Below are 12,612 nucleotides of genomic sequence, written 5' to 3' on the forward strand. Positions count from 1 at the left end.
CTCTATCAGGTACTGCTACCTTCTTTACCTCGGGCGATGCTTCCAGCGTCAACTTCCTTGACGGCGGACTTGGGACTGGCATCGCCAACAGTGGCAGTCTGAATACAGGGGACGGAGAAGACGCGCTCACCGGCACAGGGAAGGGTGGCAACGGCAGCGGTGGGACTGGGACAGGCATTAGCAACAATGGCAATCTGAATGCAGGCGACGGAGAAGATACAATCACTGGCATCGGTACTGGCAGCATCCGCAATGTCCGCTTCTTCACCGCTAATGGTGGCATCGCTAACAGTCGCAATCTGGATGCAGGGGACGGAAAAGACACCATCGCTGGCACTGGTACTGGGGGCAACGGCGGCGATGTTGACAGCGGCAGTTCCGGCATCTCGGGCGGATCTGGGATTGGTATCAGCAACAGTGGCCAACTGAATGTAGGGAATGGAGAAGACACGATCATCGGCACAGGGAAGGGCGGTAACGGCGGAGATGTTAACAGAATCGCCAATAATATTCAGGGCATCGGAGTCAAGGGCGGAGTTGGGATCGGTATCAGCAACAGTAACAAACTGGATACTGGCGACGGAGAAGACACTATCTTCGGCATCGGTAGTGGCGGCAACGGCGGTATCGGCGACAGCGGTGCTGGGACTGGCATCCAGAACACTAAAAATTACACCATCACTACAGGGTCAGACAACGACACAATTACTGGTTATGGCAACAGTTCTGGAGAAAACGCCACCGCCTATGGCATCTTCAACGATGGAATAATTGATACTGGCAATGGTTCTGACAAGCTTACCGGACAGGCTACAGCAACAATTGGTGGTACTGCCTATGGCATTTATGGACAAGGAATAATTGATACTGGCAATGGCAATGACGAAATTATTGCCACCAGTATCCTAAATGGAGTTCAACAGAAAGTCACTATCGGTGGCGGCATCAAGATTGCTCTAGGCACTGATGATGACTACTTCAAAGGATTCGGTGCTGCGAAGGTTGATGGTGGGAACGGTTTTGACACCCTTGATCTGAAAGCTTTCAATCGCTCTCAACTGAGCGTATCTGGTGTTATTTCTGGCAATCCCCTTAAAAGTGCCAACATCACTTTTAATAACAATGGGAACTCCATTAGCTTATTTACCACTGGCTTTGAGAAATTTATCTTTGCAGATAGCTCTTTCTGCTACAGTACTTTGGTAAACGGGGCATAGATTTGTTAACTATCTCGCCTTATATCCCTGTATGGAAAATGTCAGCCCCTTCCCTACGGGACGCTCTTGCGTTCGGGGAAGTCAAAAGTCAAAAGTCAAAAGTCAAACATTTTGAACCCCATAAATAAATTTAGGGGCTTGTACCTTTTTGTTTCTGGTCACTTCCTCTATCTCGTGTTTTAACCCCTGAGTGTCTAATAGGTGTAATTTGCTCTTAATCTGAAAAAGCATCTACCAGCGTATATATTCTTAGCTCCAAACTTGCATAGATTTACTGTAACTCAGGGATTACTCGCCTATATGCAGTTTAGCTGTAACAATAAAGTGACGAAAATCACACGGATCTATGATTAGGATCGTCTCCCTGCACTTATGAAGTAGGCATAATTAATGACAACTGAACTCTAGCCGAGTCATTAATAGGGAACACACTTAATTGCCGACAGCCTTAATCAAAGACTGTCGGTTTTTTATGTCCGTATATCCTTCATCCTTTGAGAAATGCCCCATAAATATACTTATTGAACAAGAATTCACCTATTCTGAATACAAGAGCAAAGCCGGAGACTCCGAAAGCTGCGGTCAGAATCAAAATGCCAAGGGACTTGCTACCGCTGCGGTATCCGCTTTTTCGGTCAGAATTCATCGCTTTATTCTGACTCCTGAATTCTTTATTGATAAAATTTCCCCACAACTGGTTGGTAACTTGACAAAGATTTTGCCAAAGCCACTACCAAATGTGGGGACGGGATGATCAAATTGCGGATCTTATGCCTATCGAGTGCTAATATCTTGCACTCACTTTAGTAGACCAGAAGTATACTCCTAGAACCAGCACACACTTTGTATTAAGACATCGCTTGAATGATGTAATCAAAGTAGGGTGCTGCTTGGGCAGTGTCTTCCGCACTCAGTAAGCTAAGGGAGGCTGTTTTGAGAGAATTGATCGCTTCTACCATTCCAGGCACGGGAACGCCCAATGAATTGTACATTTCCCGCACGCCTATCAAACCGATTTTTTCAATTGGCTCTTTGTCGCCGGCAAGCACACCATAAGTAATTAGACGTAAGTACCAACCAAAATCACGGATACATAGAGAGCGCTGGCGTTCTCCGTAAGCATTACCTCCGGGGGAGATAAAGTCAGGACGCTTCTGCCAAAGTTGTTTGGTTGCTTCCTGAACTATCTTTTTTTCGTTTTCGGCTAAGGTAGCCGCAATCCGCGTCCGTTGTACGCCGGTTTGCAAAAAGTCTTTGATATTTTTAAGTTCGCCACTGCTGGGATAACGCAGTTCGTCGTCGGCTTTGAGAATAACTTGGCTAATTACAGTCATGATTATTGAAATCACCTGAAATATTATCTGTTAGTTTAACGAGTCGGAGGTACACAAGTGAAGGGATAGGAGCTACTTATGTATTGAATTTATCTATTTGGGAAGATAAAAGAGAAATGAAGTGCCCAGTGCTGAGTGCGGAATCTCACTTCTTTACTCATAACTCGGAACTCAAAACTGTTTTGCGCCATGCCCCATACCCCATACCCCATGCCCAATGCCCAATGCCCAATAACTAATAACTAATGACTAAAATAATTTGGCAACAGGGTGAATTAATTGAAGTGACGATCGCTAACCTGAGTGATACAGGCGATGGTGTGGGACGCGCTGATGAGCGTGTTGTGTTTGTCCCAGATACTGTACCAGGCGATCGCGCCATTGTCCGCTTAGTACACGTTAAACCCAAATTCGCCCACGGCAAGCTCCAGCAGCTATTGGAGCCATCCCCTGAGCGTATCCGACCCAATTGTATTGTGGCGGATAAGTGCGGTGGTTGCCAGTGGCAGCATATTAATTATGATTACCAGCTAGTAGCCAAGCAAAATCAAGTTATCCAAGCTTTGGAACGCATTGGCGGTTTTCTCCAACCACTGGTAGATCCGGTACTTGCCGCCCCTTCTGCTTTAAGCTACCGTAATAAATCTACATATCCTCTGGGTAAATCGGCAACAGGACAGGTACAAGCTGGTTACTACCAAAAAGGTAGTCACCAATTAATTAATTTAAATCAATGTCCAGTCCAAGATGCGCGATTAAATCCCTTACTTGCCGAAGCTAAGCAGGATATCCAACAACGGGGTTGGCAAATTTATGACGAACAGCGCCACCTTGGACAAATTCGCCATCTTGGTTTACGCATTGGCCGACACACAGGAGAAATGTTGCTGACTTTGGTCGTGAAGAACTGGAATTTATCAGGAATTGAAACCCAAGCCCAGGAATGGTTAAAGCGCTATCCCCAGTTAGTCGGAGTGTCGCTCAATCGCAACTCTGATCGCACAAATGCTATCTTTGGATCAGAAACCCGTTGCATCGCTGGAGTCCCACACCTGCGTGAAAATTTTGCTGGATTGGAATTTCAAGTGCGCCCAGATACATTTTTCCAAGTTTATACAGAAACAGCAGAGGCACTATTGCAGGTAATTCAATCAGAACTCAATCTTCAAGGGCATGAGTTGCTAGTTGATGCCTACTGTGGTATTGGCACTTTAACTTTACCCCTCGCCAAAAAAGTCCGTATTGCTACAGGATTAGAAGTGCAACCAGCAGCAGTGGAACAAGCTATTTTGAATGCCCAGCGTAACGGAATTGATAATGTAACATTCCAAGTCGGGGCAGTAGAGAAATTGCTGCCAAAAATGGGCACAATACCAGAAGTAATAATACTCGATCCACCACGTAAGGGGTGCGATCGGGCTGTCATCGACACTTTACGGCAACTGAAACCATCTCGGATCGTTTACGTCAGCTGTAAAGTAGCCACCCTCGCCCGCGACCTAAAATTACTTTGTCAAGATGGGCAATATACTATCACACGGGTACAACCTGCTGATTTTTTTCCTCAAACGGCTCATATTGAAGCTGCCGCCTTTCTTACGCTATCAAATTTGTACAAGGATAGTAATTCCTTTACAAAAACTGAAATTTGAAATTTTTAGTCTAGTGCATACTAAAGATGCTAAAATTGAATTAAGCTAAAAATAGAAATTCATTTTGTTTAAATAAATTCAAGTTGCATAGCCTCTTAAAAATATGAATTGGATTGTGTAAATTACAAATCGGCAATTAATTAGAGTATGCCAATACTCTGTCAAATTACTAGCATCTTTTTAGGTTGCTTAATTCATTATCAAAACTATTGCAGCCGTTTTATATTTAAACAATCCCAACTCATACTATAGAGCTAATGCTCCCTAGCATTTTCAATATTTAGTTTTAAAGACGCAAGTTTGAAGGCAGCATGACCACCTCAAGTTTTATCAGGGTGCCTGTAATAGCAAACTGATGTCTAGCTAACTGAAAGCTATGGGGTTTCTCTTGTGATTACTATTTCACTCCGTCCAGTTGGACGTTATTGGGGCACTATTAGTTTTGCCTCAACCCTCTACCTTTGTCCAATATTAGATTTACTATTGGCAGAAATCCCAGCAAAATTACAAGCAGAACTGCGGCTAGGACTTCAAGAAGCCTTAGTAAACGCAGCTAAACATGGCAATAATCTTGATCCAAGTAAAACAGTTGTAGTCCGTTTTTCTTTAATAGATAATCAATATTGGTGGATAATATCAGACCAGGGTAGCGGCTTTACTCCTTCATCTACTAGTGATGAGGAGCCAACAGACTATTTACCACCAGATGAATCAGAAAGTGGTCGTGGTTTATGTCTTCTGCATCAAATTTTTGATCAGGTAGAGTGGAACCGCAAAGGCACAGAATTGAGGCTTTGTAAACAAATGGAAAATCGTCCCCGTTTATCTCTGCGACGGTAGCTTATTTAGGAGTTAGGAGTAGAGACGCGATTAATCGCGTCTCTACAGGAATTAGGATTTAAAAATTTAAAACTTTTAACTCCTGACTGATAATTTTTAAGTTTTTCCGTGAGTTGGACAGGGAGGGGCAGAAATAGAGCGATCTAACCAACCAACTGCTTGTTCTAATCTGGCTTGAGCTTCTTGTGGCTGATTCTTTAAAAGATACACAATAGCTGCTGCCACTTGTTCATTAGCGCGGGAATTGCGGTTAGACTTGAGGCGATGCCAATCGTTAGGGGAAATGCTTAGTCTTTCCATCAGGGCTTGAGCTAGTTCCAAAGTACTAAGTTCATTTAGTTGACTGGTTTGAGGCAGCTGGGTAGATTGGGACATAATCTATTGGCACATTTGCATTTACTTCTACTGTACTACTTGTAAATGAAGCCGTCTAAACAATCACAGCCATCAGGGGAAAATCCACAACCAGATTTTGAACAAGAATTGGAGGAAGTAGAGCGATCGCTCCTATCCTTAAAAGAGCGTTATGATCAAGTGCAACGCGATCGCCAACAACAGGCACAATGGCAACAGCGCCGCGATCAACTGAAGCACAATAAATCTCAGACACCAGAAATCAAAGCAGAGTTACGGCAAATTCAACAGCAGTTGGAAATGCTAGAACTAAACTTAGAAAGCCAGTTATTTTCTTGGCGTAGCCTCAAAAAACCTTTCTGGCAAGTCGTCCGCTTTGGTGGAATGGGCGTTATCATAGGCTGGATATTAAAGTCTTATGCTGGATAAATATGGTAAATCGACGGATTGCAGAAATATTGCGAAGTGGTCAACCTGATGAGTCTCTCCAAATTCAAGGCTGGGTGCGGACGAAACGCGAGTCCAAAGGGTTTGCTTTTATTGAAGTCAATGACGGCTCATCACTAGCTAATTTGCAAGTCGTCATTAATCAGGATTTGCTAGACTATGAAGCTATATTGAAAAAATTGAATACAGGTGCTGCTGTTGAGGCGACAGGGGTACTAGTGGCTTCTCTTGGTAAAGGACAACGGATTGAGTTGAAAGCCGAGACAGTAAAAGTTTACGGAGAAGCTGATCCCGATACATATCCCCTGCAAAAGAAACGCCATTCCTTTGAATTTCTGCGAACCATTGGACATTTGCGATCGCGTACCAATTCTTTTGGTGCAGTTTTCCGCGTCAGAAATGCTTGCTCTACAGCAATTCACCAATTCTTCCACGAAAGAGGCTTTTTGTGGGTACACACACCGATCATCACTGCTAGCGACTGCGAAGGTGCGGGTGAACTTTTTAGTGTTACCAGTTTGGATTTAAAGAATATTCCCCGCACAGAAAATCAAGCAGTAGATTACAGCCAAGACTTTTTTGCTAAACCCACATATTTAACAGTTAGCGGTCAATTGGAAGCGGAAGTGATGGCGATGGCGTTTTCTAACGTCTACACCTTTGGCCCTACCTTCCGTGCAGAAAATTCCAATACTTCCCGCCACTTAGCAGAATTTTGGATGGTTGAGCCAGAAATGGCTTTTTGTGACCTAGAAGGCGATATGGATTTAGCTGAGGCGTTTCTCAAACACATTTTTAAATATGTGTTGGAAACTTGTCCAGAAGACATGGAATTTTTCAATGAACGCATTGATAAATCTGTGTTAGCAACAGCCGAAAATATTATTAATAATCAGTTTGAACGCTTAACTTATACAGAAGCCATCAAACTTTTAGAAAAAGCTGATGTCAAATTTGAATACCCTGTGAGTTGGGGTTTAGACTTACAATCAGAACACGAACGCTACTTAGCTGAACAATTATTTAAAAAGCCTGCGATCGTTACAGATTATCCAGCGCAAATCAAAGCTTTTTATATGCGTTTGAATGACGATGAAAAAACCGTCCGCGCAATGGATATTCTTGCACCTAAAATTGGCGAAATTGTCGGCGGTTCTCAGAGAGAAGAACGCCTAGAAGTATTAGAACGCCGTGTATTAGCGCAAGGATTAAACCCAGAAGATTTGTGGTGGTATCTTGATTTGCGTCGTTATGGTACTGTTCCCCACGCAGGTTTTGGCTTGGGTTTTGAACGACTCGTGCAATTTATGACTGGTATGGGAAATATTCGTGATGTGATTCCCTTTCCCCGTACACCGCAAAGTGCTGAGTTTTAGTTTGAGAATTTGAAACCCAGGCGATTAGAAATCGTGTCTGCACGGACTTATAAAAACTTTGAAACCCGCGATCGCGGGTTTCGCTTGTATAGCCTATCTTCTAGTCAGTCTATACTTTTTAATATGTTTACGACAATAATTCGTTACGCTGACAAAGGAGATATAAATAAAAGTATCAATTTAACAGAGATTGAAGGAATTGTAATCATTGATGAAAATGATAGAGAAGGTAATGAACAATTTAAGGGATTAAATAAATCTTGCTTTGAAGATTATGATATATCTAAAGAATCTAGAAAGCACGGTTCAAAGGATGCTTGGGGGTTTTTATTAACTATTCCAGTTTCACGTTCCAAATTTGTAACTTCAGATGATATCACACAAAGATATTTAGTTATTGAACATTATTTTTCGGACGATTTGCTCAAAAAGTTCAACAAATATGGTCAAAACATTCTTGGAGCAGAAGTGTTTAAAATAATAGGAGATAAAGATAGTTTTGCCAGTAATGTAGAATCTTTTGATATTTCAGAGTTTGAAAACTTTAGACAATTATTTGAAAAGCTTAATAATTTGCTTCAATCGATACAAAACTCATATAAATAAAAGCTTAGTAGTATTGGTAACATTTGATTACAAATACTACTAAATAGAGGTAAAAGTTGTAAATACTTTCTTGCTTACCTACGTGGAATAAGTGACGCTAGTGTTAAAAGAAATCGTGCAAAGCAAAACTCTCATCCCAGAAGTCAAGTAGGAAGCTAGAATGGCAATTTTGAATAAATAAGTAAAATCTAATACTGGTATTTTAGATAATAGACGCACCCAAACTTGTATCCAGATTCGCATTCCTAAAGACTTGCATGAGGAACCAGTCATTTCACGACTGGTTTCTCACTATAGGGTGACAATAATTATTGCTGATGCTCAGGTAAGCACAAACGTGCCACAACATAGTTGCTTCCATCTACAACTGCGAGGTACTGTTTCCCAGATTGAAAGCGCCTTAACTTACCTGGATGAGCTGGATTTAGAAGTTTTGCACCAATCCAGTCCTGAAGAAGATGGGTGGTAATCAATTTTTGATTTCGGATTTTGGATTATGAATCCAAAATCCAAAATCTAAAATCGGCTATGCCATTTGATTTTCAATCGCCCACCGCGCTAGTTCAGTGCGGTTGTGTAGATTGGTTTTGCCCAACATATTGGACACATGGCTTTCAACTGTACGCTGACTAACATTAAGTTCTTCAGCAATTTCCCGGTTAGCTAAACCCCTAGCGACAAACTGGACTACTTTCAGTTCGGTTGGGGTTAACTGCACATCGAAGGGAACCTGGATGCGGGAACTGTTTTCGCCTCCTTTTGCTTGGTGTTCTTTCCAACGGATAGTTTGTTTCAGCGAGGATTCAACTTGTGCTACGAGTTCTTCTGGTTCAAAGGGTTTGACCATATAAACATCAGCACCTTTATTTAAACCCTTAACTCGGTCTGCACTTTGTCCCTTAGCTGAAAGGAAAAGAACCGGAATCCAGCTGGTGCGTTCGTTTTGCCGGACTTGTTCCACAAAAGTATATCCGTCCATTTCCGGCATCATCACGTCGCAGATAATCATGTCTGGAACATCTTGCTCTAAAATTTCCAGAGCTTCACGTCCATTTTCGGCGGTGATGACTTCGTATCCCCGGAATTCCAAGTAATCCTTCACCAGCAAGATGAGGTTAGGGTCATCATCAATCAATAGAAGTCGTTTGTGATCTTTCATGCTGGGCTCTTTCATAGCAGTGGCACTTGTCGCGCTTCGGTCCATCAAAGTCTTGAATATTTATCCTCTATGGTGGGTTATTCGAGATGTTGTCCTTTTTCCTACTTAACTTGCCTTTGCTGTCTCGAAGTCTCAAAAATGCCGAGCACTTTTAATAGACTAGTAGCTCGATAGCAAAAGTCCAGCAAGGATACGTATAGCAGTAGTATCTATAATGCGCTATTATATATCGCTTTGAAAGGGGCGGGGTAAAAAACACTGATTCAATAATAATCTTTCTGACTCACAAGTAAGTATTGGCTTAAAGATGACCCTACCTCAAAACAACCCGCACTTTCTTAAAGCTTACTGCTATAACATATCCTTCGGTTGTTAAGCCTCTATAAGGTGTTCACAAGAAACTAGGGGAGTTTTTGGCAAAGGATGGGTTGAAAACGCATATTCTTCTACCACCTTATTGCCTATTAAGTGTTCTCGGATGAGCCGCAGGGTAACTTCCGGGTTTGCTTGGCGATACCAGGCCCCATCGGCGTAAACCACCATTATGAGTCCAGAACAACAAACGCGCAAGCAGTTGGCTTTAGTTCTAAAGACAGACGCAAATGGGATAACTTTGTTGCGGCTCATCAAGTTTTAACTCTTTAAGTCGCTTTTTGAAGTATTCCCAGGATTCCAGACTAGCTCGTTTTGAGCAGCAGTTAGCAATTGTCTGGTCAGCGCAAATAAAAATGTGTCGCTGAATTTTTGCAAGTCCTAAAGTTTCTACACAATTACTCAGGGTTTGATGTTCGACAGACTTAGTGGTTTTGGGGATTTTATGGCTAGACTGGATCACTGTATTGTTACTCATTGAGCGGCTCCCTGATTACAGTTCTATAACAATTTCCAAGCTTTGCAAATAAAGTTGACCAGATAAAAATATTCGTAACTTACGGAACGGAACCTAAAAACTAGAATTAATTAGGCATTTATACTTAAGTACCCTGATGCTCTTCTAGTTCGGGAACCCGTACTCAAGGAATTCTTGCCATTGGACGCCACTTTTCGGTAGATTAGCACTCAGGAGTTGAGAGTGCTAAACTCTGGAGGAAATAATATGGCTGCTTTATCTTTAAGCGTTTCTACAGTTAAACCTTTGAGCGATCGCGTTTTCGTAAAAGTGAACGCCTCTGAGGAAAAGACCGCAGGTGGTTTGTATTTGCCCGATACCGCCAAGGAAAAGCCCCAGGTAGGGGAAGTAGTTGCCCTTGGTCCTGGCAAGCGTAACGATGACGGTAGCCGTCAGGAATTGGAAATTAAAGTCGGTGATAAGGTGCTGTACTCGAAGTACGCTGGCACCGACATCAAGCTCGGCACCGAAGAATATGTACTGCTTTCTGAAAAAGATATTTTAGCAGTCGTTATCTAATGGGTTATGAGGGCTATGGGTTATCAGGTATGGGTTATGGCGTATGGGAACAATCCCCAATCCCCATTACCCCTTATCCCTAGAGGGAACCCCAAGTTCCCCAATCCCCAATCCCTAATACCCAATTCAAGAAAAAATTGACCTAATCCCTGGATTTAGACACCTATGGCAAAGCGCATTATCTATAACGAAAACGCCCGTCGCGCCCTAGAGCGAGGCATTGACATCCTGGCTGAGGCTGTAGCTGTTACCCTTGGCCCCAAAGGTCGTAACGTAGTCCTAGAAAAGAAATTTGGCGCACCGCAAATTGTCAATGACGGTGTAACGATCGCCAAAGAAATCGAATTAGAAGACCACATTGAAAACACTGGCGTAGCTTTGATTCGTCAAGCTGCTTCTAAAACCAACGATGCTGCGGGCGATGGCACCACAACTGCCACCGTTTTAGCTCATGCGATCGTCAAAGAAGGCTTGCGGAACGTTGCAGCTGGTGCTAATGCAATTTCGCTGAAGCGTGGTATTGACAAAGCTACCAGCTTCCTCGTAGAAAAAATTGCTGAACACGCCCGTCCAGTGGAAGATTCCAAAGCCATTGCCCAAGTTGGTGCGATCTCGGCTGGTAATGACGAAGAAGTCGGTCAGATGATTGCCCAAGCAATGGACAAGGTGGGCAAGGAAGGCGTAATTTCCCTAGAAGAAGGGAAATCTATGTTCACCGAGTTGGAAATCACTGAAGGGATGCGCTTTGACAAAGGCTACATCTCCCCCTATTTCGCCACTGATGCTGAACGGATGGAAGCGGTTTTTGATGAGCCTTTCCTGCTGCTGACCGATAAGAAAATTGCCTTAGTGCAAGACCTCGTACCAGTGTTAGAGCAAGTAGCTCGTGCTGGTCGTCCTTTGGTGATTATCGCCGAAGATATCGAAAAAGAAGCTTTGGCAACTTTAGTAGTAAACCGTTTACGCGGTGTACTCAACGTAGCTGCTGTTAAGGCTCCTGGCTTTGGCGATCGCCGCAAAGCACTGCTGGAAGACATCGCTGTTTTGACTGGTGGTCAACTAGTTACTGAAGATGCCGGTCTGAAGCTAGACAATACCAAGCTGGATAGCCTGGGTAAAGCTCGCCGCGTCACCATAACCAAGGACAGCACCACAATTGTTGCCGAAGGTAACGAAGCTGCTGTTAAGGCTCGTGTCGAACAGATTCGTCGTCAAATCGATGAAACCGAATCTTCCTACGACAAAGAGAAACTGCAAGAGCGTCTTGCTAAACTCTCTGGTGGTGTAGCTGTGGTGAAAGTGGGAGCAGCCACCGAAACCGAAATGAAAGACAAGAAACTGCGCCTAGAAGACGCTATCAACGCTACCAAAGCTGCTGTGGAAGAAGGTATCGTTCCTGGCGGTGGTACAACTCTGGCTCACCTGGCTCCTGAATTGGAAGTTTGGGCGAAGGAAAATCTTAAGGATGAAGAGTTGATTGGTGCGTTGATTGTCGTTCGCGCCTTACCTGCACCTCTGAAGCGGATTGCTGAAAACGCCGGTCAGAATGGTGCTGTGATCGCTGAACGCGTGAAAGAGAAAGAATTCAACGTTGGCTACAACGCTGCGACAAACGAATTCGTCGATTTGTTAGCTGCTGGTATTGTTGACCCTGCTAAAGTGACTCGTTCTGCTCTGCAAAACGCTGCTTCCATCGCTGGTATGGTGTTGACAACCGAATGTATCATAGTTGACAAGCCTGAGCCTAAGGATGGCGCTCCTGCTGGCGCTGGCGCTGGCGGCGGAGACTTCGATTACTAATACTTTGTAGTTACATAATTTGTAAAAACAGCTGCTTCCTTTATGGAGGCGGCTGTTTTTTTGTGTCAGGAGAAGAGGAAGAGGGTGAGTTACGATAACGCTTGTAAATATTTAGCTTGGCGGGTTTGTGGTTTGAAAAGGATTTGGTTCGGCAATTTTTACGGGAGGATATTATGAAAGAATCTGTAATTTATCAAGATATCGTTCAAAAAGAAGCTTTTAAATTGATTAGTCGTCACCTGAAACGGCGCTTTGGTGATATTGATACATTATTATTTGAGCAGGTTCGGAATTTATCTGCTAAACAGTTAGATGAGTTAGGAGAAGATTTGCTTGATTTTTCTGAAGTTGCTGATTTGGTAGCTTGGTTAGAACAGCAGGAACAAGCTTAATCAAAATGAATAACAACCCCCTTTATT

Annotated in this window: 14 protein-coding genes; 10 read left to right on the forward strand and 4 right to left on the reverse strand. The window is 43.2% G+C overall.

Features of this window, described 5'->3' with window-relative positions; all coding sequences use genetic code 11:
* Positions 1–1,653: 1,653 nt before the first annotated feature.
* On the forward strand, positions 1,654–1,971 hold the full coding sequence (locus tag Q0541_RS14925) for a hypothetical protein (RefSeq protein ID WP_298911490.1): 318 nt from the start codon (positions 1,654–1,656) through the stop codon (positions 1,969–1,971).
* 94 nt (positions 1,972–2,065) lie between these two features.
* On the opposite strand, the gene apcD is transcribed toward Q0541_RS14925, so the two are convergent.
* Positions 2,066–2,551: an allophycocyanin subunit alpha-B gene (apcD, locus tag Q0541_RS14930; RefSeq protein ID WP_273767312.1), complete on the reverse strand. Its 486-nt coding sequence runs from the start codon at positions 2,549–2,551 to the stop codon at positions 2,066–2,068.
* Positions 2,552–2,796: 245 nt separating this feature from the next.
* On the opposite strand from apcD, the gene rlmD reads away from it, so the two are divergent.
* Entirely contained in the window at positions 2,797–4,203 is a 1,407-nt protein-coding gene (gene rlmD, locus Q0541_RS14935; RefSeq protein ID WP_298911491.1) for a 23S rRNA (uracil(1939)-C(5))-methyltransferase RlmD, read from the forward strand.
* 390 nt (positions 4,204–4,593) lie between these two features.
* On the forward strand, positions 4,594–5,043 hold the full coding sequence (locus Q0541_RS14940; RefSeq protein WP_298911492.1) for an anti-sigma regulatory factor: 450 nt from the start codon (positions 4,594–4,596) through the stop codon (positions 5,041–5,043).
* A gap of 96 nt (positions 5,044–5,139) precedes the next feature.
* Here Q0541_RS14940 and Q0541_RS14945 read toward each other — a convergent pair whose 3' ends face one another.
* Positions 5,140–5,418 (reverse strand): DUF6439 family protein, encoded by a 279-nt coding sequence (locus Q0541_RS14945; protein ID WP_298911493.1) that lies wholly within the window; start codon positions 5,416–5,418, stop codon positions 5,140–5,142.
* 45 nt (positions 5,419–5,463) lie between these two features.
* Between Q0541_RS14945 and Q0541_RS14950 the strand changes: the two genes are divergently transcribed.
* The 4 genes from Q0541_RS14950 (at position 5,464) to Q0541_RS14965 (ending at position 8,295) form a co-directional block, all read left to right on the forward strand.
* The gene (locus Q0541_RS14950) at positions 5,464–5,826 is read left to right on the forward strand and encodes a hypothetical protein (protein WP_298911494.1); all 363 of its coding nucleotides are present in this window, start codon (positions 5,464–5,466) and stop codon (positions 5,824–5,826) included.
* A 2-nt stretch (positions 5,827–5,828) separates the two neighbouring features.
* The gene (asnS, locus tag Q0541_RS14955) at positions 5,829–7,220 is read left to right on the forward strand and encodes an asparagine--tRNA ligase (protein ID WP_298911495.1); all 1,392 of its coding nucleotides are present in this window, start codon (positions 5,829–5,831) and stop codon (positions 7,218–7,220) included.
* A 33-nt stretch (positions 7,221–7,253) separates the two neighbouring features.
* Positions 7,254–7,826: a hypothetical protein gene (locus Q0541_RS14960; RefSeq protein ID WP_298911496.1), complete on the forward strand. Its 573-nt coding sequence runs from the start codon at positions 7,254–7,256 to the stop codon at positions 7,824–7,826.
* 235 nt (positions 7,827–8,061) lie between these two features.
* Complete coding sequence (locus Q0541_RS14965) at positions 8,062–8,295, forward strand: NIL domain-containing protein (RefSeq protein WP_366941886.1); 234 nt, start codon at positions 8,062–8,064, stop codon at positions 8,293–8,295.
* Positions 8,296–8,352: 57 nt separating this feature from the next.
* On the opposite strand, the gene Q0541_RS14970 is transcribed toward Q0541_RS14965, so the two are convergent.
* Positions 8,353–9,030, reverse strand: coding sequence for a response regulator transcription factor (locus Q0541_RS14970; RefSeq protein ID WP_273767301.1), 678 nt, complete (start codon positions 9,028–9,030; stop codon positions 8,353–8,355).
* A 541-nt stretch (positions 9,031–9,571) separates the two neighbouring features.
* Positions 9,572–9,835 carry a hypothetical protein gene (locus Q0541_RS14975; protein WP_298911497.1) on the reverse strand — a complete coding sequence of 88 codons (264 nt, stop codon included), beginning with the start codon at positions 9,833–9,835 and terminating at the stop codon, positions 9,572–9,574.
* A 246-nt stretch (positions 9,836–10,081) separates the two neighbouring features.
* On the opposite strand from Q0541_RS14975, the gene groES reads away from it, so the two are divergent.
* The 3 genes from groES to Q0541_RS14990 all read left to right on the forward strand — a co-directional run bounded on the left by groES (position 10,082) and on the right by Q0541_RS14990 (position 12,585).
* Positions 10,082–10,393, forward strand: a complete 312-nt coding sequence (gene groES / locus Q0541_RS14980; RefSeq protein WP_069071443.1) for a co-chaperone GroES — start codon at positions 10,082–10,084, stop codon at positions 10,391–10,393.
* Between the two features lie 165 nt (positions 10,394–10,558).
* The gene (gene groL, locus Q0541_RS14985; protein WP_298911498.1) at positions 10,559–12,193 is read left to right on the forward strand and encodes a chaperonin GroEL; all 1,635 of its coding nucleotides are present in this window, start codon (positions 10,559–10,561) and stop codon (positions 12,191–12,193) included.
* A 173-nt stretch (positions 12,194–12,366) separates the two neighbouring features.
* A complete protein-coding gene (locus tag Q0541_RS14990) occupies positions 12,367–12,585 on the forward strand; it encodes a DUF4351 domain-containing protein (RefSeq protein WP_298911499.1) in 219 nt (72 codons plus the stop codon).
* The last annotated feature ends 27 nt before the right edge of the window (positions 12,586–12,612 follow it).

It is taken from the genome of uncultured Nostoc sp. (assembly GCF_937863485.1).
Classification (GTDB): Bacteria; Cyanobacteriota; Cyanobacteriia; order Cyanobacteriales; family Nostocaceae; genus Nostoc.